Source organism: Streptoverticillium reticulum (assembly GCF_047456005.1).
Classification (GTDB): Bacteria; Actinomycetota; Actinomycetes; order Streptomycetales; family Streptomycetaceae; genus Streptomyces; species Streptomyces reticulum.
In genome coordinates this window covers 556013-581727 of the sequence record NZ_CP179755.1, presented here as the reverse complement: position 1 = coordinate 581727, position 25715 = coordinate 556013, and the positions used below count along the sequence as shown (strand labels likewise).

Genomic DNA, 25715 nt, shown 5'->3' with positions numbered 1-25715 from the left:
GGGGTGCACCTGGATACACCCCTCTTGGGCAGCTACCCGCAATGGCCGCGCTCTCGCGGACCGGCATCGTCGACGTCGACGCACAAAGACCGAGTGAGCGGGAGACCAGGCAACATGCGGGAACGGGAACAGGAACAGGAACGCGAATGGAAGGCGGAGGCAGGGGTGTACCTCGCCGTCGCATTCGTGGCGGCAGGGGTGTTCGGGGCGGTGCAGCCTGCGACGGGGATTCCGCCGGAGGTCGTCCAGCTCACGCAGTTCGGCCCCGCCGCAGGGGTGGTGACGGTGGGCCTGCTGTGGCCCTCCCGGGTGCGCCGCCGGCTCTCCGGGATCCTGCCCGGCCGCCGCACGCGGGGCCCGGTGGGGCGGGAGGCGCTGTTGCTGCTCACGGCGCCGCTGATCATCGCGCTGAGCGTGGGCGCGTACGCGTGCGTGGAGGGCACCGCCCGGATGACCGGTCCGCGCACGCTGCAGAACCCCTTCGCACTGATCGTGGTGGCCCAACTGGTCGGCGCGTGCGGCGAGGAGATCGGCTGGCGGTGCCTGCTCCAGCCCCTGCTGCGGACCCGGTTCGGACCGCTCGGCGCATCGGCCCTGGTGGGTGTGGTGTGGGGCGTGTGGCACGTACAGGTCTTCGCTGAGGCCCCGGCGTACGCGGCCGGCTTCCTGCTGGCCACCGTGGCGATGTCCGTCGTCCTCGGGCTCGGCCTGGAACGCGTCCAGGCGAACCGGCTGCTGCTGGCAGGCGGATTCCACACCCTGGTCAATCTGGGGATGCTCCTGTTCATGGACGAGGAGTCCGGCGCGGTGCTGCCCATGGTGCTGTTCGGCGGCGCGTGCCTGCTGGCAGCGGTGCCCTGGGTGCTGCGTTCACCTGCGGTTAAGATCCTGGCGGCGACGCAGGGGGCGCGCCGGGGGTGACGGAGCGACAGGTGATCATGGCACGGGGGAAGGGGCATCTGCGCGACGCCTGGGTCGCGGTCGGCCGGTGCCAGCTGCTGTCGCTGGCCGCCCTCGGGGTGTCCGCGACCGGCGGGCTCGTGGTGTGCGTGCTGCTCCTGCTCCCCGTCGGAGCCGGATTCCCTCTGCTGCCGCGCGCCGCGACGGCCCTGCGCCGGCTCTCCGACCGGTACCGCTCCTGGGCCGCCCGTTGGACGGGCACGCACATCAGCCCGCCCGGACCGCTCGCCCGCGAAGGCTCGGTGAGCCGGCGCCGGCAGGCGTCCGGCATCCTCGGCGACGAGGGGTTCTGGCGCGACCTCCGATGGGCCTGGCTGGAACCGTGGGCCGGCGGAGTGCTCGTCGCGGTGCCGCTCGCGCTCATCGAGTACGGGGTGTTCGGCGCGCTGGTGCAGCCCTTCATCTGGCGGATCCTCGACGACGGCAACTGGTACGCCTTCATCCCCGTCCACTCCACCGTCACCATGGTCGCGGCCCTCCTCCTCGGTCTCGCGTTCATCGCGGCGGGGCTGCGCCTCGCCCCCGCGGTGCTGCGGCTGCACGGCCGCTGGAGCCGCCGCGTCCTGTCGGCGCCGCGCACCACCGAACTCGTCCGCCGCATCGAGCACCTCACCGACACCCGCGCCGAGGTCCTCGACGTACAGGCGGCCGAACTCCGGCGCATCGAACGGGACTTGCACGACGGGGCGCAGGCCAGGCTCGTCGCCCTGGGCATGACCCTGGACGAGGCGACCCGGCTGCTGGACACCGATCCGCAGGCCGCCCGCGAACTGCTGCTGGAGGTGCGCGCGACCTCGGAGCGGGCGCTCCAGGACCTGCGGGACCTGGTCCACGGCATCCACCCTCCCGTCCTCGCCGACCGTGGTCTCGGCGATGCCGTCCGGTCCCTGGCGCTCGACAGCTTCCTCGACGTCCACGTCGAGGCCCGGCTGCCCGGACGGCTCCCCGCACCCGTCGAATCCGCCGCCTACTTCGCCGTCGGCGAGCTCCTCGCCAACGCGGCCAAGCACTCCGGCGCCCGTGAGGTGCACATCCGCCTGGACCATACGGACACCGCACTGCGCATCACGGTCACCGACGACGGCCACGGCGGTGCGGACGCCTCCCGGGGAAGCGGACTGCACGGCATCCGGCGCCGGTTGAGCACCTTCGACGGAACCCTCGCCCTGCACAGCCCGCAGGGCGGACCGACCACCGTGACCCTGGAGATACCGTGCGCGTCGTCCTTGCCGAAGACCTCTTCCTGCTCCGGGACGGGCTGACACGGACCCTCCAGGAGCACGGATGCGAGGTGGTCGCGGCCGTGGACAACGGCCCGGCCCTGCTGCGCGCCCTGTGCGAGGAGGACCTGGACGTCGCCGTGGTCGACATCCGGCTCCCGCCGACCTTCACCGACGAGGGTCTGCAGGCCGCCCTCCGGGCCCGTCGCACCCGCCCCGGACTGCCCGTCCTGATCCTCTCCCAGTACGTCGACCAGCTCTACGCCCACGAACTGCTGGCCGGAGGCGAGGGGGCCATCGGCTACCTGCTCAAGGACCGGGTCACGCACACCGCCCAGTTCATCGACGCCGTACGCACCGTCGCGGCCGGCGGCACCGTCATGGACCCCCAGGTCATCGCCAAACTCCTGGCCCGCAGCGACGCCAGGGGGAACACCGGGCAACTGACCCCGCGCGAACACGACGTGCTGAAGCTGATGGCGGAGGGCCGGTCGAACGCCGCCGTCATGAACGCCCTGCACATCAGCGAGAGCGCGGTCGCCAAGCACACCGCGAGCATCTTCGCCAAGCTGCGGATCGAACCGTCCGCCGACGACAACCGCCGCGTCCTGGCCGTCCTGGCCTACCTCAAGAGGTGACGTCAAATGGTGACGTCCACTCACGCTAGGGTGCGGGCGTGAGTCTTCAAGTGGTTATCGGTTACGGGCCCGCCGGAGCGGCCACCGCACGGCTGCTGGCCGAGCAGGGGCACTCCGTGTGCGTCGTCACCAGGTCCGGCCGTCGTCCCGAGCCCGGCATCGAGCACGTCGCGGCGGACGCCGCCGACTCCGCGCGGCTGGCCGAGGTCGCCCGGGGCGCGGTCGCGATGTACGGCTGCGCCGCGCCGCCCTACCACCGCTGGGCGGCGGAATGGCCGCAGCTGGCCGCGTCGATGGGCGCGGCGGCCGAGGCGACCGGGGCCGTCCTGGTCGTGCTGGGCAACCTCTACGGCTACGGTCCGGTGGACCGTCCCCTGACCGAGGACCTGCCGCTCGCGGCGACCGGCCCCAAGGGGCGGGCGCGGGCGGCCGCGTGGGAACAGGTGCACAAGCTGCACGAGGACGGCCGCATCAGGGCGGTCGAAGTGCGGGCCTCGGACTTCTTCGGGCCCGGCGTCACCGACGGGGGCCACCTTGCCTCGCGGGTCGTACCGCGCCTGCTGCGGGGCAAGTCCGTCTCGGTGCTCGGCGACCCGGATGCGCCGCACAGCTGGACGTACCTCCCCGACGTGGCCCGGGCCCTGGTCGAGGCCGCGGGCGCGGAGCAGGCCTGGGGGCGGGCATGGCACGTGCCGACGGCTCCTGCACAGTCGGTCCGGGAGATGACCGGCCGACTGGCCGCCGAGGCGGGCACGGGCCCGGTCGCGGTACGGAGGCTTCCGCAGGCGGTCCTGGGCGCGGCGTCGCTCTTCTCGCCCCTGATCCGCGAACTGCGCGAGATCCGCTACCAGTTCGACCGGCCGTTCGTGGTGGACTCCTCCGCCTACGAGTCCGCGTTCGCGGTGCACGCCACACCGGTCGAGGAACAGGTCGGGGCCACGGTGACGTGGTGGCGTGAGCGACAGCAGGCGTGAAGTGCGGTGCGTGCTCGCGACCCTAGGCGCGGGGAACTGCGCGACCAGCCACGACGGCCCGCAGTCGACGCACCGCACTTCCCGCGGACCGCTTAGGCGGCGGCGCCGGCCCTCCGGTCGCGGCGCTGCTTCAGGTGACCCACGGTTGCCAGCGCCGCGACCACGATCGCTGTGCCGGCGAGCTGCTTGAGGCCGTCCCCGCTGCAGGCCATGACGACGAAGACGCCGATGATGGCGGCGAACGCCAGCCAGGTGAGATACGGGAAGCCCCACATCCGCACCGTCAGCAGCTCGGGCGTCTCGCGCTCCAGGCGGCGGCGCATCCGCAGCTGGGTGAGGCAGACGATGCACCAGACGACCAGGACCGCGCAGCCGGCGATGTTCAGCAGCCAGGCGAACACGGTGGTCGGCCAGATGATGCCGGCGATCACGGCCGCGAAGCCGAACACGCAGGACGCCAGTACGGCGGCCATCGGCACGCCCCGGGTGACCTTGGCCAGGAAGCGCGGGCCCTGGCCCCGGCTGACCAGGGAGTGGGCCATGCGCGACGAGCCGTAGATGTTGGCGTTCATCGCGGAGAGCAGGGCCACGAGGACGACGACCTTCATGATCGTGCCGGCGGCGGGGATGCCGAGGGTGTCGAGGACGGTGACGTAGGGGCCGTCGGTGGCGACGCGCGGGTCGTTCCACGGCACCATCGTGACGACCACGGCCATGGAGCCGATGTAGAAGACGGCGATGCGCCAGACGGCGGTGCGCACGGCACGCGCCACGTTGCGGCTCGGATTGTCGGACTCCGCCGCCGCGATGGTGACGGTCTCGAGGCCGGCGAACCCGGAGACGGTGGTGAGCAGTCCGGCCGCGAGCCCGGCGGCTCCGGCGGGGAAGAAGCCGCCGTGGCCGGTGAGGTTGCCGGTGCCGGGGGAGTCGCCGAAGACCCCGAGGATGCCGAGCAGGCCCAGGACGAGGAAGGCGACGATCGCCGTGATCTTGACGGCGGAGAACCAGAACTCGAACTCGCCGAAGTTCTTGACCGCGGTCAGGTTGCTGGCGCAGAAGAACACCATGAAGACCGCCACCCAGCCGTAGGCGGGGAGGAACGGCACCCAGCTGTGCATGATGGCGCCCGCCGCGGTGGCCTCGGCGGCCACGCCGGCGCACAGCATCAGCCAGTACATCCAGCCGGAGGTGGTCCCGGCCCAGGTGCCGAGCTCCTCCTCGGCGTGGACGGAGAACGATCCGGTCGAGGGCCGGGCCGCGGACATCTCGCCGAGCATCCGCATGATCAGCATGACGAGCGCGCCGGTGCCCGCGAAGAGCAGGACGATGGCCGGTCCCGCCGCGGCGATGCCGACGCCCGAGCCTACGAAGAGCCCCGCGCCGATGACCCCGCCGAGCGCGATCATCGAGAGGTGGCGCTGCTTGAGTCCGTGCGACAGCACGGGCGTGGCAGGCTCCGTCGTGGGCGGCGGGTCCTGGGGGGACCGGGTGATCGTCCGACTCATGGTCGCACCTGTTCATTACGTGAGACGTTCGGTGAGCCCCACGAGTTTGCGGGGACAGCCTGCGCTTATGACGTGAACGCCCACTATTCGAACGTTTTCCTAACGTGGGGTGAGGGTGCGGATGCGCAGCGGAAGATCCAATTGAACATGATGTTTTCAATAATCCATTGACGCCGCATCGTGCGGTGATCCACTCTGGAGGCATGACGACGACTCCCGGACAGCCCGCCGACCCCTTCGCACCCCCGCACCCGGAGCAGGCCCGGGCGCAGCGCGTCCACGCCTCCCTGTTCCGCATCGCCGAGCGCCACGCGGCCACGGACGAGCAGCGCCGGCGGCAGGTCCACCCCCATGTCCTCGCCCCGCACGAGGCCGTCCGCCTCGTGGCCTTCCTGCTCAGCGGCGCCGCCCTCCCCGAGGACGGCGAACCGGAGGTGGACCGGGCCGACATCACCGCCGCTCTCAGCCTCGTCCCCCTCGCGCGCGGGGACATGGACGAACTGGAGGCCGGACTGCTGCGCATGGCCCGCGGCCGCGGGATGACCTGGCAGGAGATCGCCTTCGGCCTCGGGCTGGGCACCCCGCAGGCAGCCCGGCAGCGTTACGAACGGCTTGCAGGGCGCACCGCGGCGGAGGAGGAATGAAAGGCGGCGCAGGTTACTTGAATTGGTGGATGTCGGTTTCGGTGAAGAACTTCAGCACGGCCAACACCGCGACCACCTGCGCCAGTACATAGGCGATCTGCGCGGAGAAGCTCCTGATCTGGTACACGGACAGCAGGAGCCCGACCCGGTTGGGCCAGAAGCGCCGCTCGGAGCGGAAGGTGTCCGCATCCATGGCGAGACCGGTGAGGGTCAGCACCGGAAGCATCAGGAAGATCCCGAAGATCCCTGTACCGATCCCCTGGTCGGTGATGAGGTTGGCCACAGAGCCCAGGCCGATCAGCAGGGCGTAGGCGATCACCAGGCCCAGGGCGCGCGAGGGGCCTCTGCGGCCGGGAAGCAGCCGCCAGAGCGCGCCCAGGACCAGGCCCGCGCCCGCCCAGGTGAGTTCGGAGGAAACGAACGTCCACGCCACTTCGGGGGCCCCGAAGAAGTACTGGCCCGTACGCATCCACTGATGCTCCGGCGAGTAGATCAGCCACACGATGATCACGCTGGCCGGCAGGCCGAAGGCAGCTGCCAGGAGCGCGGCACGACGGGCGTTGTCCCACCACTTGGCGTGCGGCCCCCAGCTCAGGGCGACGTCGACGACGGTGATCCCGCTGGGCATCGACGGCCGTGCGGTGCCGGTGCTCCCTGGCGGTGGGCGCCAGCGATGCAGGCCGCTCAGTTCCTTCTCCACTGCGTGGCGGCTGCGCGTGCTCTCGGAGTGCCCCTGCTCCATGCTGCGCAGCGCGCCGACCAGCTCCCGGTAGCGGTGCGCACGGGCGATGAGGTCGTTGCGGGCCGCTTCGGTGATCGACTCGCCCAGTGCCGGAGCGCCCTCGTAGCCCTCGAAGTGCTGGTTCAGTACCGCCCGGCGCTGCCCCACGGCCAGCAGGCCGTACAAGGCGGCGATGTCCAGAACGAGCCAGAGGCTGGCCAGGCCCTGGCTGCCTGCGTACGAGCCCTGCCGCCAGGCCACCACGACGGCGAAGAACACGGCGAGCAGCAGACAGTCCAGCTTGGTGGGGCTCGCGAAGGGCACCCGCAGCCCCAGGTCCCTGGCCCGCAGCAGGGCCACGACCGCCAGACTCGTCAGGACCCAGGTGTGGGAGTAGGCCCATGTCGGGGCCTGGAAGGTGGCGTTCACGAAGGCCTGGCCCAGGGACGTCAGGTATTGCGAGTCGTACCCGGTAGCGGTGCGGTCCATCAGCCAACTGATCCGTTGCCAGTTCCGCTGGTCGGCCCACGCGGCCCAGCCCATGAACAGCACGGTGACCCCGGCGGTCCAGGTTCCGACCCGGCGAAGCCGCCACGGGGCCGAGGCCGGCTTGAGCAGCCCGCCTGCGTGGGCGAGTGACCAGGCCCAGAGCATCAGAGCGGTGAACCACAGCCACAGCATTGCCGCGTTCATCGCCGCCAGCACGATCACGCCGGAGACGGAGAGACTTTTGAAGGCGGTGAACGAGGAGGGAAGTCCGAACAGCGGCGGTGCTGCGGCCACCAGTGCTCCGGCCGCTGCCGCCAGCGAGCAGGCCAGCAGCGCCGGGAGGCGCGGACGGGCGGAGACGGCCAGGATCCAGGCCGCCAGGAAGCCGATCAACGTCTGCCAGCGGGCTACGTCGCTCAGCCAGTGCGGTGTCCCGCCTGTCACCGTGGTGAGGTTGACGACGAGCCTGTACAGCAGCAGGATGGTCACGCCCATGGCGGCTTTGACCAGACCCCAGCGCAGCAGGGCCGTGCTGCTGCTCTGCTCCAGCTCGGTGAGCTCGTCCCCGGCGGGCTGACGGCGGGCCCGGAGGGCGGCGAAGACCACTACGGCCGACGTCCCCAGCCACCAGGTCGTCTCCCCGGCGGCGCTGGCGACCAGCCACGGTGCGGTCTGTGAGCTGTTCTTCGCCGTCCAGGCGCGTTGCCACGGCGGTGCCACCCGGACCGTCACCTTGCGGTCGGGGGTGAGGCCGGTCCACACCAGGTGGCCGTTGCCGACGGTCGAGGGCCTGGGGGACACCTGGGAGACGTCAAGGCCGCCCAGATCGATCCGAATGCGGTCCCAGTGCGAGTTCTTCAGCGCCGGTGACGGAGCGAGGGCCATGCCCCACTTGCCCGTTCGCACGTCGATCGACCACGGTCCGGTCAGAGCCGCCCCTGGCCGGTTGAACCAGAAGAGCGTGTCGTACCGCACCCTGACCCAAGAGGCCTCCGCATCCACGCGCGGACTGTGCGGACGCCACTCGTCGCGGCGCAGCGCGGGTTCCGGCCCGCGCAGGAGGCATCCCATGGCGTGCCGGTAGGTGCCGGAATTCTCGCTCAGCAGCAGGTCATTGGCGTAGGGCCAGGAATTGGGGACCTTGATGACCATGGTCCCGGAGGCCTCGACGACGGCGTGGCCGTGATTGACGATACGCAGTTCGGCTTCCGTCCGGGCCGTGGCCAGCTGCTCGGTGCGGCAGTCGCCCGCGGCCTCCGCCCGGCCCGGCCAAGCGCCCCACCACGCCAGGCAGGCGAGCAGCAGTGCGGCGCACTGTCTCCACCAGTGCGCCGCTGTCCGGGTGTTCTGCCGCACGTGGGTGCCCTTACGATGCCGTCTTCGTCTTCTGCTTGCTCGTCGGGCATCCACTGGCCGGAGTGCACTGCAGGATCACCTGGTATGCGTGGCCGGCGACCTTCTGGTCGCCGTTCCTCACGAACCGCCACTGCGACGGCCGCGTGTGTTCGGTCGTCGTCGCCTTCTCGACGCTGACCCGCAGGGTGCGGGCGGCGACGTCGTGGGTCTCGACCAGCACCTCGTCGGAGGCGACGGGGAAGTGGTCGTGCAGCAGGCACAGACCGAAGCGGTCGAGGTTTCCGTGCTTCTCCAGCACGGCCACGAGATCGCGCACGAACCGCTCGTCCTGCGGGCCCAGGCCCTCGGCCTCCTCGAACCGCGGAAGGGCCCCGCGAGCAGTGCTGGCCTGATTTCCCATGATGCGCTCCCAGAAATGGCGTAGTGGCACGTGAGTGGCAGTGGAAGCGTAAATGCGGGCATATGCTCCCCGCATTTCGGGCAAGCCGCACGGGGTGTCCGGGCCATTGACGGCAGTCGCGGACAACTTTATTTTTTGACGAACGCGAAGGGGGTTCCGAGGGTGAACCGTCGATTATCACGTGTGCTCGCGGCCTGTGCCGCAACGGCCGCCGTCCTGCAGCTCCCGGCCACCGCCGGGGCGGCATCGCCTGTGCCGTACAGCGATACCTGCGCGGTCAAGCCGAGACCCACCGGCCCGGTGCTCCAGGGATATTGGGAGAACTGGGACGGAGCGGCCAACGGCGTCCATCCGCCGCTCGGCTGGATCCCGATCACCGACGCCCGGATCCGCGACCACGGATACACCGTCGTCAACGCGGCATTCCCCGTCATCCGCCCCGACGGCACCGTCCTGTGGGAGGACGGGATGGACGCGACGGTGAAGGTCGCCACCCCGGCCGAGATGTGCGCGGCCAAAGCAGCCGGTCTCACCGTCCTGCTCTCCATCGGCGGCGCGGCGGCCGGGATCGACCTGAGCTCCGGCGCCGTCGCCGACCGCGTCGTCGAGACGCTGGTGCCCATCCTGAAGACGTACAACTTCGACGGCATCGACATCGACCTCGAAACCGGACTCACCGGCGGCGGCAACATCAACGAACTCTCGGCCTCGCAGGCCAACCTCATCCGCATCATCGACGGCGTGCTCGACCGGATGCCCGCCGGATTCGGCCTGACCATGGCGCCCGAGACGGCCTATGTCACCGGGGGCAGCGTGACCTACGGCTCGATCTGGGGCGCCTACCTGCCCATCGTCAAGAAGTACGCGGACAATGGCCGCCTGTGGTGGCTGAACATGCAGTACTACAACGGCAGCATGTACGGATGCTCGGGCGACTCGTACGAAGCCGGAACGGTCGCGGGCTTCACCGCGCAGACGGACTGTCTGAACACCGGACTGGTCGTCCAGGGCACCACCGTCCGCGTCCCCTACGACCATCAGGTCCCCGGACTTCCCGCCCAACCGGGAGCCGGCGGCGGATATATGCCGCCGGAAACCGTGGCGCAGGCGTGGAACACCTACGCAGGCGGACTGAAAGGGCTGATGACCTGGTCGGCCAACTGGGACGGTTCACGGGGATGGACCTTCGGCGACAATGCCAGGGCTTTGCAGGGCCGCTGAATTCGGCCCGCGGGCGTGTCCGTGGACAACCCCATCCCCGATCCGTAGCGTGACGCGCAACGCAATCGGCTGTTCGATCGGCCCGATTGTGCCGAGACGCACGAACGACACGTCCATGATTCCCGCGGAGGCCTCCGGCATCTCCGATCCCCTCGGCAGGCAATTCCCTTGCCACGCCCTTTCCCTGCCCTTTCCTTCGCCCGCGAAGATCGGGGCGTGCGGGATGCGCAGCGAATGCGCCACCGGGTTTTCGTGGCAGACGCGAGACGGAGCCGAGGATGGAACGCATCGACAGGGCGGTGGCCGTCGTGGGCGTCGGCTGCCGGCTGCCCGGCGGCATCACGGACCTGGACGGCCTGTGGACCGCCCTGCGCGAAGGGCGCGACCTGGTCGGCGAGATCCCGGCGGACCGGTTCGACAAGAACCGTTTCGTCGACCCCGGCGCCGTCCGCCCCGGCCGGAGCCGCACCGCGGCCGGGGGCTTCCTCGACGACGTGGCCGGCTTCGACGCCGCCTACTTCGGGATCGCGCCGGACGAGGCCGCGCACATGGATCCGCAGCAACGGCTGCTGCTCGAAATGGCCGTCGAGGCCCTGGACGACGCCGGCATCCCGGCCGAGTCGCTGGCCGGCTCGGACACCTGCGTCTTCGTCGGCATCTCCGAAGCGCACTACGGCACCTTCCAGACAGCGCTCGGGAGCCACGCGAGCCCGTACGCCGTGACGGGAGCCAGGCCCTCGATCGCGGCGAACCGTCTCTCGTACTGCTTCGACCTGCACGGCCCGAGCATGGCCGTCGACACCGCCTGCTCCTCCGCCCTGGTGGCCCTCGACCGCGCCTGCCGCACCCTGCTGGACGGCACCAGCCGCACCGCCCTCGTCGGCGGGGTCAACGTACTGCTCAACCCCTTCTCGTTCACGGGACTCTCGCACGCGGGGATGCTCTCGCCGAGCGGTCGCTGTGCCGCCTTCTCCGCCGAGGCCGACGGGTTCGTGCGGGCCGAGGGCGGGGGAGTGCTCGTCCTCAAACGGCTCGCCGACGCGCTGGCCGACGGCGACCGGATCCACGCGGTCATCGCCGGTACCGGCACCAACTGCGGTGGCCGCACGGGGGGTTTGACCCTGCCCGGCACCGAGAGCCAGGAGGCACTGCTGCGTTCCGTCCACCGGCAGGCGGGAGTGGCCCCGGACGACCTGGTCTACGTCGAGGCACACGGCATCGGCACCGCTGCCGGCGACCTGGCGGAAACGGGCGCGATCGGCCGGGCGCTGGGGCAGCGCCGCACCACCGGCCCGCTGCCCATCGGCTCGGTCAAGTCCAACCTGGGCCATCTCGAACCCGCCTCCGGCATGGCCGGCCTGCTCAAGGCGCTGCTGGTGCTGCGGTACGGCCTGGCCCCCGCGACACTGCACGCCCGGCCGCTCAACCCGGACATCGACTTCGCCGGGCTCGGCCTGGCCCCCACCGTCGCCCCCGTGGGGCTGCCGCGCCGGGCGCGGGCGGCGGTGGGGGTCAACTCCTTCGGCTTCGGCGGGGCCAACGCCCACGCCGTCCTGACCGCGCCTCCGCGCCTGCCCGTCCAGCAGGAGCACGGGGCGGGCCCCGTACCGGTGGTGGTCTCCGCCCGGTCGCCCGAGGCGCTGCAGGAACTGGCCGCACGGGTCGCAGCACGGCTGCGCCGGGCCACGGACGCCGAGTTCTACGACCTCGCCCACACCACCACCCTGCGCCGCAGCGCCCACCCCTACCGCGCCGCCGTCCTGGCCGGCGGCCCGCAGCAGGCGGCGGACCGGCTGGACCGGATCTTCGCGGACGCGCCCTCCGCCGCGGCCGAGGTCCGCAAGGCCGAACGGGACACGGTGGCCTACGTCTTCTCCGGCGACGGCTCCCAGTGGCCCGGCATGGCCGCCGAGCTGATGCACGCTGATCCCGTCTTCGTCTCGGCCGTCGAGGAGGCCGACGCCGCCCTGGCCCCGCACCTGGGCTGGTCGGTGGCAAAGGAGCTGACGCACCCCGTCGCAGCCCGCTGGCAGCGCACCGAAGTCGCCCAACCCCTGCTGTTCGCCGTGCAGATGGGCATGGTCGCCGTGCTGGCCGCCAACGGACTGCGCCCCGCGGCCGTCGTCGGGCACGGCGCGGGCGAGGCGGCCGCCGCCCTCGTCTCCGGGGCACTGACGCTGGACCAGGCCGCCCGGGTGATCGCCGAACGCAGCCGCGCCCAGGGCGCCACCGTGGGCACCGGGCGGATGGCCGCCGTGGGCCTCTCCGGACCGGAGGCCCGGCAGTTGCTGGCCCCGTACGGAACGGCCCTGGAGCTCGCGGGGATCCACAGCGACCGGGACGTCACCGTGACCGGCGACCCGGACGCCCTGGCCGCCCTCGGCGCCCGGCTCAAGACCCGCGGCGTCTTCTTCCGCGACCTCGGCCTCGACTACGCGTTCCACAGCCGCGCCATGGACCCCATCGCCGTCCGGCTGTGCACGGCCCTGACCGGGCTGGCCCCGGCCGCCGTCCGGATCCCCATGGTCTCCACCGTCACCGGAGCCCCGCTGTCCGGCGAGGAGCTGACGGCCCGTTACTGGTGGCACAACGTCCGCGAACCGGTCCGCTTCGCCGACGCCGTCGCCCATGTCCTCGCGGACGCGGCCGACATCGTCCTGGAGATCGGCCCGCACCCGGTGCTGCGCCCCTACCTGCGCCGCACCCGCGCCGTCTGCATCCCCACCCTCCACCGCGACGGCGACGGATCCCGCGACACAGCCGCCGCGGTCGCCGCCCTCGTCGCGGCGGGCGCCGCCGTGGACTGGCGGCCGCACTTCCCCCGCCCCGGCCGCGTGGCGGACCTGCCCGGCTACCCCTGGCAGCGCGAGCGGCACTGGCACGGAACCCCGCAGGACTTCGTCCTGCGCACCGGCGGCACCGGCCTGCTCGACCACCCCCTGCTGGGCGAACGCCTCCCGGCGCCGCACCCGTTGTGGGAGGGCGCCGTCGAACCCCAGCTGGTGCCCTGGCTCGGCGACCACAGGGTCGCCGGAACCGTGCTCATGCCCGCCGCCGCGTACGTCGAGACGGCCCTGTCCGCCGGACGCCGGACCCTGGAACGGCCGGTGGAGCTGCGCCACCTGGAGATCGCCGGACCGCTGCCGCTCGACTGGCCCGCCCCCGTCGGCGTCACGCTCCACACCGCCCTCACCCCCGAGGACGGCACGTTGGCCATCGGCAGCAGCCAAGGCCGCGGCACCGCCTGCCGGCCCGTCGCCCGCGCCCGGGTGCGCACCCTGCCCGGCACGGCCCCCGCCCCGCTCGACCCCGACGCGATCCGCGCCCGCTGCCCCCGCACCGTCGACGGCCCCGACCACTACCGCGCCTGCCGCCGCGCCGGCCTCGACATCGGACCCGCATTCCAGGTGCTGCGCGAACTGCACGTCGGAACGGAGGAGTTGCTGGCCTCCTACGAGCACGAGGCCCCGGGCGATCCGTACACGGTGCATCCGGCGGTCCTGGACGGCCCCCTCCAGGCCGCCGTCGCCCTCGTCGGACAGCAGGCGGGCGACGGGCAGTTCTGCCTTCCGTCGGCGTTCGGCTCGGTACGCGTCTGGCGCACCCCCTCACCCGCCGGCATCGTGCACCTGCGGCAACGCAGCCGCACCGGGAGCGAGTTCGGCTGGGACATCACCTACGCCGACGCGGACGGCACCGTCACGGCCGAGATCGAAGGCTGCCGCGTCCGGATCGCCCACCACCCCGACCACGCCCCCCTGACCGTCCGGCACACGGTCCTGCGCGCCGCCCCGCTCCCCGCAAGCCCGGCCGCCTCCTCCCCGCTGCCCCCGCCGCCGGACCTGATGGCGGCCGTCCCGGACCGGACCGCGGCTCTGCGCACGGCCTTGAACGACACCGGATACGACCGCTTCACGGCCGCCGTCGAAGAGACCGGCGCGCACTGCTGGCGCGCAGCCCTGGACGGGCTGCTCGCCGACGCCGGACCCGGCGCGCCGTTCCGCGTCTCCGGCCTCGTGGCGCACGGGCTCCGGCCGCGTCACCGGCGGCTGGCCCGGCTGATGCTCCCCCTCGTCGCCCGGCACGGGCTCGCCGAACCCGCCCGCGACGGCTACTGGCGGCTGACGGGCACGGCACCGCGGCACACGGCCCTGCTGCGCAGCCTGGTCGAGGACCATCCGGCCTTCCACCCCGAGACCGTCCTCCTCAACCGGCAGCTGTGCCGGCTCCCCGAGGTGCTCCGCAGCACCGTCGAACCGCTCGACGACACCGCGTACGAACACCTTTGTGCCACCGCCCCCGCACACCGCTTCACCCAGGACGTCGCCCGCGCCGCGCTGGGCGAGATCCTCCGGCACTGGCCCGAGGACCGGCCCCTGCGCATCCTGGAGCTGGGTGCGGGAACACACGCCCTCACCGCGGCCCTGCTGCCCCTGCTCCCGGCCGACCGCACCCGCTACACCTGCACCACCAGTGGTTCCGTCCGTGCCGAACACCGCTTCGCCGCCTACGACTTCGTCGACCACCGCACCCTCGACCTGGACACCGACCCCGTCGCCCAGGGCTTCCACCCAGGGGAGTTCGACCTCGTCGTCGCCGACGACACCCTGCACACCGCTGCCGTCCTGACCGCCGCCCTGCGCCGCCTCCGTATCCTGCTCGCCCCCGGCGGTCTGCTCCTCGCCACGGAACCGCACCACGCGCAGCGGCTCGGCCTCCTCGAAGGCAGCACGGAAGCCTTCTGGCAGCGCGCCGACCGCGCGATGCGCCCGCAGCACCGGCTGCTGCCCTGGGACCGGTGGGTGCGACTGCTGGGGGAGTGCGGCTTCACCGACACCGCGCGCACGGGCATCGAGGAGCGTTCCGTCCTCCTCGCAACCGCCGACCGGCCCCCCGTACGCGAACCGGCCCTGCCGGAGCCGACTCCCGGAGCCCCCTGGGTCGTTGCCGTCGAGAACCCCGCCGAGGTGCCGACGGGCCAGGCCCTGTGCGACCTGCTGGGCGGCACCGGAACGGTCGTCGCAACGGACGACGTTGCCGCCTGGAGCGCCCAACTGCCCCACGGGGCAAAGGAACCGGGCGTCGCCCTGCTGCTCGCCGAAGCCGAACCGGGCGGCACCGCCTCCCGGACGGCCGCGCGCGCTGCCGTCCTCCGGGCCCTGGCCGCCGCCTGCGCCGGACTGCCGGACGATGTGCGGCCGCAGGTGTGGCTGATCACCCGGCCCAGCGGCCTGTTCCCCGCACCGGAACGCCCCGACCACCCGGCCGACGCAGCCGTCTGGGGCGTCGCACGCACACAGGCCGATGCGCACCCCGGCCTGCAGCTGCGCCGGATCTCCCTGGACCGCAGCGGCGACCCGGCCGCCGACGCCCTGCGCCTGGCCCGTGAACTGCTCGCGCCCGGCGACGAGGACGAGATCGTCCTCACCCGGCGCGGCCGGTTCGTCCCCCGGGAGACCGAGCGCACCGGCGGCGAGCCCGCGCCCGTTCGCGCCGGTGCGCCGTTCGTCCTGGACGTCCGCACGCCGGAGCCGTCCCGTCGGCCGGTGTGGCGGGAGGCCGGGCCGCTCGCACCGGGCCCCGATGAGATCCTGGTCGAGATGCGGGCCGTCGCGCTCGGCCATGGCGACCCCCTGGACACCGAGTTGCACACGGAGGGTGCCGGCATCGTCCGCGCCGTCGGACCGGGGGTGTTCTCGCCCGAAGTCGGCGACGAGGTCTGCGGCATCATGCCCGCCGCGCTCGCCTCCCACGCGGTCACCCGGACGGACACCGTCATCCGCATCCCCGAGGGCCTGAGCCACGCCGAGGCGGCGACCCTTCCGGCGGCCTTCACCACCGCCCACGTCACCCTCGTCCACCGGGCCCGGCCGGAACCCGGCGAGACGGTCCTGGTGCACGAGGGCGCCGGGTCCGCCGGTCTCGCCGCCCTGCAGTGCGCCCGCACCCTGGGCGCCCACGTCATCGCCACAGCCGGCAACGAGATCGCACGCGACCTGCTGCGCACACTCGGCGTCGAGCACGTCCTGGACTCCGGCAGCCTCGACTTCGTCCCGCGTGTACGGGAACTGACGGGCGGGCGGGGAGTGGACGTCGTCGTCAACACCCTCGGCGGCGAAGCCGCCGCCCGGAGCCTCGACCTGCTGCGCCCCGACGGCCGCTTCATCGAACTCGGCACACAGCCCATGCCGCTGCGCCCCTTCCGGCGCAGCCTCACCGTCATCGGCTTCGACCTCGACTCCGTACGGGGGCGGCAGTCGGCCCACGGCCTCGCGGAGTGCATCGCCTCCGGCGCATACCGCCCGCTGCCCCACTCCGTCCGTCCGGCTGCCAGGGTGGAGGAGGCGTTCCGACAGCTCCGGAACCCCCGGCACACGGGAAAGGTCGTCGTCTCCTTCGACCCGCTGGACGAGCCCGTGCCCGTCGAACCGGGGCCGACTGCACGGACGTTGGACCCGGAGGGCACGTACCTGGTCACGGGCGGGCTCGGCGGCCTCGGCGCCGCCACCGCCGCATGGCTCGCCGACCGCGGCGCCCGGCACCTCGCCCTGATCGACGGCCGTGGAGCCGGTGGACCCGACGCGGCGGCCGTCCTGCAACGGCTCGCCGGGCGAGGGGCGGCGGCCACCGCGTACGCCGCCGACGTCACCGACGAGGCAGCCGTACGCCGCGTGATCGCCGCTGTGGACGCCACCGGACATCCTCTGCGGGGCATCGCCCACTGCGCGGCGCACGAGGACGAAGACCCGTCGGCCGGCTTCGCCGCCGCCTTCGCTGTCCGGGCCGCCGGGGCGGACGTCCTCCACCGCCTCACCGCCGACCGCGAGCCGGACGTCTTCCTGCTGCACTCCTCCGTCGGCGCGCACGCGGGCACCCCGGCCCACGCGCCGTACGCCGCCGCGAGCGCCTACCTGGACGCGCTCACCCGTGCCCGCCGCCGTGACGGACGGTGCGGCGCTGCGGTCTCCTGGGGGCCGATGGCCGACGCCGGTACCGGCAGCGGCGAGGCGTTCGGCGTTGCCGGGCGGGCCCTTGACACGGGGGCCGACGTCTTCGGAGTCGGCCGCCACCGCTGGGCGCGCACCGACAGCCTGCTCGCCGCGGCCGGTACCGCAGAGCCGGACGACGACCGCGCGGAACTGCTGCGCTCCGTGGCCGCCATGCCCCCGGAGGACGCCGTCCGCACCGTCACCGGCATCCTGGCCCGCCTCCTCGGTGCCGTGCTGCGCACCGACCCGGCCGTTCTCGACGCGGACCGCGGGCTGCAGGAGTTCGGCCTGGACTCCCTCATGAGCGCCGAGTTCCTCCTCCGGGCCCGCGAGTACTTCGCCGTGCGGCTGCTGCCCGCGGAACTCATGGGCAGCGGCCGCACCTTGGCCCATGTCGCAAGGCTGGTGCACCGGCACCTCGCGCAGGCGCCCGCCGGCATGCCGCCCGGCCGGTAAAAGATTTTCCCCAAAGCGACTCCCCGCCGGCCCGATGGCTGAATCACACTCTTCCCATGAAGATCCACAATCCCATCGGGCGGCAGTTGAGGGAACGAGCCCTGCGTGCGAAGGCGGCCGTCGCCGCGACGGCCGCGGCCCTTCTCGCATCGGGCACGCTCATATCGGGCACGCCGTCCGCCCACGCCGACGCCCCGGCGGCTCCGCCGAGGATGACCGACGGTTCCGGACTGACCCAGACCGGCGAGGCCACCGGCACCGCCACCAACTTCGTGATCACGGTGAAGACCGCCGCGGTCGCCGGGGAGCACCACATCCGGATCCTGCTGCCGGACGACTACGCGACCGCGCCCGCGAAGCGCTACCCGGTCCTCTACTTCCTGCACGGCGCGTCCGACGACCCGGCCAACCCGGGCCTGGCCTACCCCGCCCTCGCCGCGACCCAGAAGATGATCACGGTGATCCCGGACGGAGGCCGGCGGGGCTGGTACACCGACTGGCGCGATCAGAACACCGCCGCCGGCGCGCAGAAGTGGGAGACCTTCCACATCGGCCAGGTGCTTCCGTTCATCGACGCCAACCTCCGCACCATTGCGGACAAGAAGGCGCGGGCCGTCGCCGGCATCTCGATGGGCGGCTTCGGCGCCCTGCACTACGCCCAGCGGCACCCGGACCTTTTCCGCCAGGTCGCCTCGCTCTCCGGCGCCAATGACCTCTCGGTGAACCACCTCGTCATCCGGGGCGCCGTCGTCGCCACCCTCACCAACGTCGGCGCACCGTTCTGCGGTTCCAGCTCCGGCACCACCTGCGCCCTCGACTTCGGTCCCGCGGTGTCCAGCGACGCGGTCTTCGGCTCGCCGTACCCGGTGTTCAACGCCGACCGGCTGTGGAACGAGGCGGACCCCACCTCCCACATGGGCATCCTGGCCGACGCCGGCATCGGCGTCGCGCTCTACACCGGCAACGGCAACGGCAGTCCCGCCAACGCGGAGTTCTGGGCGGAGTCGGCGACGGTGCACGCCAAGAACGCCCTGGAAGCGCGTGGATACCCGGTCCACTACGTGAACTACGGCAACGGATCCGGCTGGGGCACCACCTGCAAGGGCGGCCACGACAGCGGCTGCTGGACGCAGGACCTCACGGACTACGTCCCGCGCCTGGAGGCGGCGTTCGCCGAGGCCTGAGCCCGGCAACGGGCACCTTCGCGGGAAGCAGTGCGTCGACTGCGGGCTCGTCGTGGCTGGTCGCGCCCACGCGGCGGAGCCGCATAGAGAACCGTCCCGCGCCCCTTCGGGGCGCGATCACGCACCGCACTTCGCCGAGGCGGCCTAACGTGTTGCCATGCGCGACGACACACCCGACGCAACGCGCCGTGTCCGCCTGAGCCGGACGTTCGACGAGGATGCCGAGCTGTACGAGCGGGCCAGGCCCGAGTATCCGCCGGAGCTGTTCGACGACCTCGCCGAGACGGCCGGTACCGGCCCCGGCTGTCGCGTCCTGGAAGTCGGGGCCGGCACCGGCAAGGCGACCGTGCCGCTCGCCGGACGCGGGTGCCGGATCACCGCCGTCGAACAGGGCGCGAACATGGCCGCCGTCGCCCGGCGCAAGCTGGCCGGGTACGAGGCCGTGGAGGTCGTGACGGCCGGTTTCGAGACCTGGCCGCTGCCCGGGGAGCCGTTCGACGTGGTCGTCTCGGCGACCGCGTTCCACTGGATCGATCCCGCGGTGCGGATGGTCAAGGCCGCCGACGCACTGCGGCCCGGTGGCGCCCTCGCCGTGATCGACAACCGGCATGTGGCGGGCGGCAGCGAGGAGTTCTTCGCCGAGGTCCAGGACTGCTACGAGCGTTTCGATCCGGCCACCCCTCCGGGGCTGCGGCTTCCCGCTGCAAAGGACCTCGACACCTCGGAGTACGCGGACGAGGTCGCACGCAGCGGCCGGTTCGGCCCCGTAGTCTTCCGGCGCCACGAGTGGGAGCTGACGTACACCACGGCGGAATTCCTGGACGTGCTGCAGACCTACTCCGGTCACCGGGCGCTGCCGCCGAAGGCCCTGGAAGGGTTGCTGGGGTGTATCGCCGCACTGATCGACGCGCGGTACGGGGGCCACGTCACCAAGCGGTATCTGACGGAGCTGCGGGTGTCGCACACGGCTCCGTCGGCTCCGCGCCTCCGGTGAGTGCGGTCATGCGCCGCCCTGTGGGCGCGTCCTGTCGAAGCGGAGCACTGCTTCGACGGTGCGGCGCAGGGAGCGGACGGCCGGAGGTGCGGCGTAGGAGAGCCGGAACAGCAGGAGTTCGGCCTCGTCCGGCCTGCGGGGGACGACGGCGGTGAACCTGGTGCGCAGGGTGCGCAGGGTGTCCGTCTCGGAGGCGTCGAGCCCGGCGCCGTCGCCCCGTTCGGCGCGGGCGAACAGGTAGAGGAGGGAGGACAGGGGCTGGAGCCCCAGGCCGTGAGAAGTCGCGGTGAGCCAGAGGCGTTGCAGCGCGCGGCCGCCGTGGACGTAGGCGCGGGGTTCCGTACCAGGGACGGTCAGGCAGCCGATGGCCGAGGAGGCGGCAACGGCCTTGCGGGCGCCTTCCTCGAATGCCGCGCCGCCGCCGATCCGGCGGATGAAGGCGAGGTTCGACCAGTGCCGGGCCATGCGGACGCCGGCGAGGTCGACGTCGTCGAGGCCGAGAGTGGCGACGTCGAGGCCGTCCCGGGTGCGCCGTGCCTCTTCGGGGCTCCAGCGCAGTTCGTTCATCATGTCCCGGTGCAGCTGCGGGGAGAGCATCCGCAGCCGGTCGCCCGCGCCCAGGATGCGGCCTGCCTCGTCCAACTGGGCGCGGTCGGTGACGAGATGGAGCCGGGTGCCGTTCTCGGTGGCGCAGTCCGTCAGCGCTGCGGCGTGCGCCTCGGCGAGCGGGCGGTCCGGACCGGGATCGCGGTTGGTGGTCCGCCGCTCGATCCAGTCGAACAGGGCAGGGCGCGGGGCATGGGCCGCTCTGGAGAAGTCCAGCCGGCAGACGAGGCCGGGGTCGGCCGGATCGGGGAAGACGCGCGCATGGCAGGCCCATCCCGAGGCCTGGGCGGCGAGGTGAATGTTCTCCACCGCCGCACCGATGGCCAGATGGGTGGCGGACCGTTCGAAGTCGAGCAGGGTCGCCGGCTGTGCGGCGTCGATGCGGCAGTCCAATGCATCGCCGTATGCGGTGAATTGCCAGGGCTGGCTGTTGCCGCCGGACGGTGCCCGGATCGCGTGGGCGACCAGGCGGCGGATCCCCTCCTCGCCCAGGGTGTCGCTTCCGGGATCGGGCAGGAGGAGTGCGGCGGGTGTCGCTTCCGGGACGGGTTCCGGTGCGGGAACCGGTGCGTTCACGGGGACTTGCGTTCCTGCGCGGATCAGGTCGTCGGGATCGACGACATAGCGGCCCGAGGCGGTGAACCGGCCGAGGAGGAGGCGGCGCGCGGTGTCCGTGACCAGTGCGGCACCCAGGGCCACTCCGGAGGCGAGCTGGGGCCATGAGGAGAGGGTGCTGCCTATTTCGACCAGCGAGGGGACGAAACGTTCGGAGGGCTCGTCCTGCCCCAGGATGCGGAGGACGTACGGGACTTTCTCGCGGGTCGACATCGCCTTGACGTCGGCGGCCGCCACACCGTCCAGCAGCCCGTGCAGGAGCGGGCGGCCGGGTTCGCGGTCGAACCGTTCCACGTCCAGCATGCCGCGCTCATTGGTCTCCATCACGACGGGAATTCCGAGCGCACGGGCGCGTTCACGGGCATGGATCTTGAGGTACAGGTCGTCGCATTCCTCGACGAGCAGGTCGGTGCGGCCGCCGCCGGCGAGGAACGCGTCGACGTTCTCCTCGGCCAGCCCGTCCGGCCAGACGGCGATGTCGAGGTAGGGGTCGATCTCGTACATCTGCCGTGCGGCGATGACGACTTTGGGCAGGCCGATCTCCGCGACCGAGGCGCGGAGCCGGTTGATGTTCGACAACGAGAGGCTGTCGAAGTCGGCGAGCCGGAACCGGTTGCCCACGCCTTCCTGGGCGAGGGTGACCGCACTCGCGGCACCCACGGAGAGGCCGATCACGGCCAGGGTCTTCTGCGCCAGGAGGCGCTGCTCCGCTGCCGTGATCTTGTAGCGGTTGCGGGACTGGCGGAGCTCGCGGTACTCGGCCGGCGGCAGCACGTGGACGAGCTGCCGCGACCACGGGTACCACACCCAGGTGCCGTACGAGGCCGGACGCATCCCGCCGAGGTGGTCGGCGACCGCCGAGGCCAACTCGCCGGAGTCCGGCCGCCAGTCGGGTCGCCGGGCGGTGAGGAGTTCCGCCAGCTGTTCGGTGAGCGTGTCCCTGACCGAGATGACGGCACCGCGTTCGAGCAACTCGGCCAAGGCGGAATGCTGCTCCGGGTCGGCCGGTGTGTACAGCTCGGGGCGCCACGGAGCCGTGCCGTCGGCCGGCTCGGTGAGGGCGTCGAGACGTGCTTCGAGATGCGTGTCGAGATCCATCGGGCGCCTATCGTGCCGTCGCCGACAACTGCGGGCCGGCGAAGAGCCGGAGGCCGAGCCGGTCGGAGGCCGCGCGGGCGACGTCGTCGGATATGCAGGGAGCCCGGTCCAGGGCGCGGTCCAGCAGCGTCATCGCCTCGGTCAGCCGTTCCTCGCGGCGGCGGACGTTCTCGGCCTTGTCGATGGAGTAGTACGAAGTGACCCCCGGAAACGGCCTGTCGGACAAGGGGTGGTCGAGTCCGAAGCGGTAGCCGCACCATTCGTAGGCCCTGACGCGTTCCGCGGCGCAGCTGCCACAGACCACGGTCGCCCCCAGCTTCTGTGCCGTCACGGTGGCGACGACGACCAGCAGGGCGGCGAGGTGGCGACCGCTCCAGTCGCTCTCCACCCATAGACCGCAGACCTCTGCCACCGACTCCCCGGCCGTCAGCTCGTCCGCAAGGGCCCGGTCGAACTCCTCGCTCGCGAGATGGATTTCGGAGGGCAGTCGACCCGCAACCCTTCGATGGATACGGATTCCGCCGACGAGCCCTCCCTCGTCGTCGAACGCCGCAAGACAACTCGGCGGGTCGAGCGTGGTGCGCGCATCCGTGCTCCCGTACCGCGTCATCGCCCCGTGGCCGAGCCGGGAATAGGCGCGCTGCTGCGCATCGGGATAGGCACGACGGGCGGGGTCGTCGAACCGGGCGTCGAGCAGCCGGATGTGCATCGGGAATACCTCGAAGCGTGGGGCCGGCCCGGAGCGCGGCTCGGCTCGGGGCAAGGCCGAAAACTACGGGTCCGCCCTGCGGCCGACCATGTGATTTTCGGTCATGTGCGCTGCCCTGATGGCGCGTTCCCGAGCCGGTACGCTCGGCCGCGAGACAGGGACGGCTCCGGCAGGAGGGCGGAACAGAGTGGTCACGGACCGGCACGCTCACTCGATGACGTACACCGACGCCGATGCGGCGCGGCACTACGAACAGGCCCTCGGCAGCCTGCTCCACTTCCGCGAGGAGGTCGCCGCCGAGGCCGGGGCGGTGCTCCAGGCCTCGCCCCGGTCCGTCATGGGGAACGTCCTCCGGACCTACCTCGGCCTGCTGGGCACGGAGGAGAAGGACGCGGCCGAGGCGGCCACGGCCTTCGGGGCGCACCGCCGGGACGTGCCTCCTGCCGGCCTGACCCCACGGGAACGCATGCACGTCGAAGCGGCCTCCTGCTGGCTGGGCGGTGACATGCACCGGGCGGGGCGCATCCTCGCCGAACTCGTCGTGGCGTACCCGAAGGACGCCCTCGCGCTCGCGGTCGGCCACCAGATCGACTTCCTCACCGGCAACGCCACGCTGCTGCGCGACCGCATCGGCGGCGCCCTGTCCGCCTGGGACGTCGACGATCCGCACTACGGCCTGCTCCAGGGCATGTACGCGTTCGGCCTGGAGGAGGCCGGGCACTACACCCTGGCCGAGCGCGTCGGCCTGGAGGCCGTGGAACGCAACGCGCGCGACGTCTGGGGCATTCACGCCGTCGTGCACGCCTACGAGATGCAGGGACGGCACGAGGACGGCATCCGCTACCTCGACGCCCGCACGGACGACTGGTCGACCGGCAACTATCTCAACGTGCACAACTGGTGGCACTACGCGCTCTATCTGCTGGCGACCGGCCGCACGGACAGCGTCCTGGCCGTCTACGACGACGCCGTGCACCACGAGGGCTCGGCCGGGGCGGCCATGGAACTCCTGGACGCCGCATCGCTGCTCTGGCGGCTGTACTTGACGGGCACCGACACCGGTGACCGCTGGCCCGCGCTGGCCGACGCCTGGGCACAACGGCATGACGGCGCCTACTACGCCTTCAACGACGTCCACGCCGTCATGGCCTACGTCGGAGCCGACCGCATCTCCGATGCCGAACGGCTCGTCCGAGACCGCGAAGCATGGTTGCGCGGCGCCGGGACCGGTCGTCCGGCGCTGTCCAATGTCGCGATGACCGCGGAGATCGGCCTGCCGGTGTGCCGGGCGCTCGTGGCGTACGGGCAGCGACGGTACGCCGACGCGGTCGACCTGCTCGTGCCCGTACGGCACCGCCTCCACGGCTTCGGCGGCAGCCATGCCCAACGGGACGCCGTGCAGCGGACCTTGGTCGAGGCGGCTCTGCACGCCGGACGCCACGACCTGGCCCGCACCCTGCTCAGCGAACGCCTCAACCTGCGCCCCCAGTGCCCCTACGGCCGGGACGCCCGGGCCCGCCTGCAGAGCGCATAGCGTTTCTCGTCGCGTGTGACGTGCGGGTTGGCCTGCCCGCATGGGACTGGACATCACCGTGCTCATGGTCGATTGGGGACAGCTGGCCCGCATAGCCGCCGACGAGCGCCTGGAGGCGCTGGACGACGCCGCGTACCCGCCCTTCTGCTGCCCCTCGTGCGCCGAGGCCGACGCGTCGGTGAAAGGCGGCTGGGTGTGGCCACGAGGGGAGGAGCACCCGTGGTACGCCGAGTGCCGGTTCTTCCGGACCACCGGTTCCTACCAATGGCACGTTCATCTGAGCAACGCTTGGAAGGACATGAGGGAGTTCGCAGCCTCCGACCTGCGCGACTCTCTCGACACCGTCCTCGGCGGCCTGATCCCGGACGCCCCCGCCCCCTGGGGCCCGGAACTGCTGCTGCTCCGCACACCGGACGAGGTGCCTGCCCTCGCCCGGTCCTGGCACTGGGCCGCGCCCCGGCTGGGTGAACTCCGCGAACCCTGGCGCCTCGATCAGGGCGCCGATCCGGAAGGGTGGGGCGGGGGGAGGCCCTTGCACAGGGCAGCGGCCTTCGGCTCGCCGGAGGTCGTCGCGGAACTGGCGCGCCGCGTTGCGGACGTGGATGCGCTCGAAGACGGGGTGACCGCATTGTGGGAAGCCGTTCTCTCCGGCCGGCCGGACAACGCGCGGGCCCTCGCCACTGCCGGGGCGGATCCCTGGCGGCCCCTGACCGGCGGCTGGTCGCCGGGACGGCTCGGCCTGGCCGGGCCGACGCCGGATCTGTTCCCCGTGCCCGAAGGGGAGCGCGGTCTCACGGAGGTTGAGCATGTGGCCGCGCAGGAGGGCAGACGGCTCGTCGCGGCATTGGGCAGCATCTGCTCCGAGGGTACGGGCCTGGCGTGCGTGGCCGGGATCGATGCCGAGGAGGCAATACGCCGCCTGGAGGCGACACTTGTCGTCGGCGACGAGCTGGACGTGTTGGTGGAGGAGCCGTACGCGTACGACATGGACGACGGCCCGCGGACCATCGGCGTGACGACCGTGCCGGGCGGCTGCGTCGTCACCCAGCCGTGGGGGTACGCGCCGCAAATGCCGGGCGCACTACAGCGGTTGTCCGTCGGAACCGTCTGCTATGGCCTGTACGCCAACCCCAAGAGCGGCAACCAGGGCAGCATCGCCCGCAACGGGGTCATCGAGGGCTGGGACCTCCACCCCGGCGGCGGGCCGCACCCGGGGGACGCACCCGAGGAGGTCCTGGCCTCCTACCTCTACCACCACAACGCGGTGGCCTACTCGTGCGCCTGGGCGGGACTGCGCGTGACCGATGCGCGCGCCGTCGTCGGGCCGCCCGACAAGTGGGTCGAACTGCCCGAGCGCGACTACTGGAGCCACAACACCACCGACTGAACACCCCTTGGAAGG

At 72.2% G+C, this 25715-nt stretch carries 16 protein-coding genes; 11 read left to right on the top strand and 5 right to left on the bottom strand.

Annotated elements, in window-relative coordinates; all coding sequences use genetic code 11:
- The first annotated feature begins 93 nt into the window (after positions 1–93).
- From ACMATS_RS02590 to ACMATS_RS02575, 4 genes are read left to right on the top strand one after another with little or no spacing between them, the layout of a single operon-like run.
- Positions 94–921 carry a CPBP family intramembrane glutamic endopeptidase gene (locus ACMATS_RS02590; protein ID WP_414166711.1) on the top strand — a complete coding sequence of 276 codons (828 nt, stop codon included), beginning with the start codon at positions 94–96 and terminating at the stop codon, positions 919–921.
- Positions 918–2222: a sensor histidine kinase gene (locus ACMATS_RS02585; protein WP_414166710.1), complete on the top strand. Its 1305-nt coding sequence runs from the start codon at positions 918–920 to the stop codon at positions 2220–2222. Before ACMATS_RS02590 ends, ACMATS_RS02585 begins: the two co-directional genes overlap by 4 nt.
- On the top strand, positions 2174–2818 hold the full coding sequence (locus tag ACMATS_RS02580) for a response regulator (protein ID WP_390781292.1): 645 nt from the start codon (positions 2174–2176) through the stop codon (positions 2816–2818). The genes ACMATS_RS02585 and ACMATS_RS02580 overlap by 49 nt, the downstream gene beginning before the upstream one ends.
- Before the next feature lie 38 nt (positions 2819–2856).
- Positions 2857–3792 (top strand): NAD-dependent epimerase/dehydratase family protein, encoded by a 936-nt coding sequence (locus ACMATS_RS02575; protein ID WP_414166709.1) that lies wholly within the window; start codon positions 2857–2859, stop codon positions 3790–3792.
- A 92-nt stretch (positions 3793–3884) separates the two neighbouring features.
- On the opposite strand, the gene ACMATS_RS02570 is transcribed toward ACMATS_RS02575, so the two are convergent.
- Positions 3885–5297 carry an amino acid permease gene (locus tag ACMATS_RS02570; protein ID WP_414166708.1) on the bottom strand — a complete coding sequence of 471 codons (1413 nt, stop codon included), beginning with the start codon at positions 5295–5297 and terminating at the stop codon, positions 3885–3887.
- Between the two features lie 203 nt (positions 5298–5500).
- On the opposite strand from ACMATS_RS02570, the gene ACMATS_RS02565 reads away from it, so the two are divergent.
- Positions 5501–5941: a DNA-binding protein gene (locus tag ACMATS_RS02565; RefSeq protein ID WP_390781295.1), complete on the top strand. Its 441-nt coding sequence runs from the start codon at positions 5501–5503 to the stop codon at positions 5939–5941.
- Positions 5942–5954: 13 nt separating this feature from the next.
- Here ACMATS_RS02565 and ACMATS_RS02560 read toward each other — a convergent pair whose 3' ends face one another.
- Both ACMATS_RS02560 and ACMATS_RS02555 read right to left on the bottom strand, forming a co-directional pair.
- Complete coding sequence (locus ACMATS_RS02560) at positions 5955–8507, bottom strand: DUF6185 family protein (RefSeq protein ID WP_414166707.1); 2553 nt, start codon at positions 8505–8507, stop codon at positions 5955–5957.
- A gap of 10 nt (positions 8508–8517) precedes the next feature.
- The gene (locus ACMATS_RS02555; RefSeq protein WP_414166706.1) at positions 8518–8907 is read right to left on the bottom strand and encodes a hypothetical protein; all 390 of its coding nucleotides are present in this window, start codon (positions 8905–8907) and stop codon (positions 8518–8520) included.
- A gap of 162 nt (positions 8908–9069) precedes the next feature.
- On the opposite strand from ACMATS_RS02555, the gene ACMATS_RS02550 reads away from it, so the two are divergent.
- The 4 genes from ACMATS_RS02550 to ACMATS_RS02535 all read left to right on the top strand — a co-directional run bounded on the left by ACMATS_RS02550 (position 9070) and on the right by ACMATS_RS02535 (position 19751).
- Positions 9070–10128, top strand: coding sequence for a chitinase (locus ACMATS_RS02550; RefSeq protein ID WP_414166705.1), 1059 nt, complete (start codon positions 9070–9072; stop codon positions 10126–10128).
- Between the two features lie 278 nt (positions 10129–10406).
- Positions 10407–17573, top strand: coding sequence for an SDR family NAD(P)-dependent oxidoreductase (locus tag ACMATS_RS02545; RefSeq protein WP_414166704.1), 7167 nt, complete (start codon positions 10407–10409; stop codon positions 17571–17573).
- A gap of 56 nt (positions 17574–17629) precedes the next feature.
- Positions 17630–18757, top strand: a complete 1128-nt coding sequence (locus tag ACMATS_RS02540; RefSeq protein WP_414166703.1) for an alpha/beta hydrolase — start codon at positions 17630–17632, stop codon at positions 18755–18757.
- 157 nt (positions 18758–18914) lie between these two features.
- Positions 18915–19751: a class I SAM-dependent methyltransferase gene (locus ACMATS_RS02535; protein WP_390782247.1), complete on the top strand. Its 837-nt coding sequence runs from the start codon at positions 18915–18917 to the stop codon at positions 19749–19751.
- A gap of 6 nt (positions 19752–19757) precedes the next feature.
- Here ACMATS_RS02535 and ACMATS_RS02530 read toward each other — a convergent pair whose 3' ends face one another.
- Positions 19758–22070 carry an Rv1355c family protein gene (locus ACMATS_RS02530; protein ID WP_414166702.1) on the bottom strand — a complete coding sequence of 771 codons (2313 nt, stop codon included), beginning with the start codon at positions 22068–22070 and terminating at the stop codon, positions 19758–19760.
- A 7-nt stretch (positions 22071–22077) separates the two neighbouring features.
- A complete protein-coding gene (locus ACMATS_RS02525) occupies positions 22078–22779 on the bottom strand; it encodes an N-acyl amino acid synthase FeeM domain-containing protein (RefSeq protein WP_414166701.1) in 702 nt (233 codons plus the stop codon).
- A 214-nt stretch (positions 22780–22993) separates the two neighbouring features.
- Between ACMATS_RS02525 and ACMATS_RS02520 the strand changes: the two genes are divergently transcribed.
- Entirely contained in the window at positions 22994–24313 is a 1320-nt protein-coding gene (locus tag ACMATS_RS02520; RefSeq protein WP_414166700.1) for a tetratricopeptide repeat protein, read from the top strand.
- 460 nt (positions 24314–24773) lie between these two features.
- Positions 24774–25700, top strand: coding sequence for an ankyrin repeat domain-containing protein (locus ACMATS_RS02515; RefSeq protein WP_414170644.1), 927 nt, complete (start codon positions 24774–24776; stop codon positions 25698–25700).
- Positions 25701–25715 lie beyond the last annotated feature (15 nt).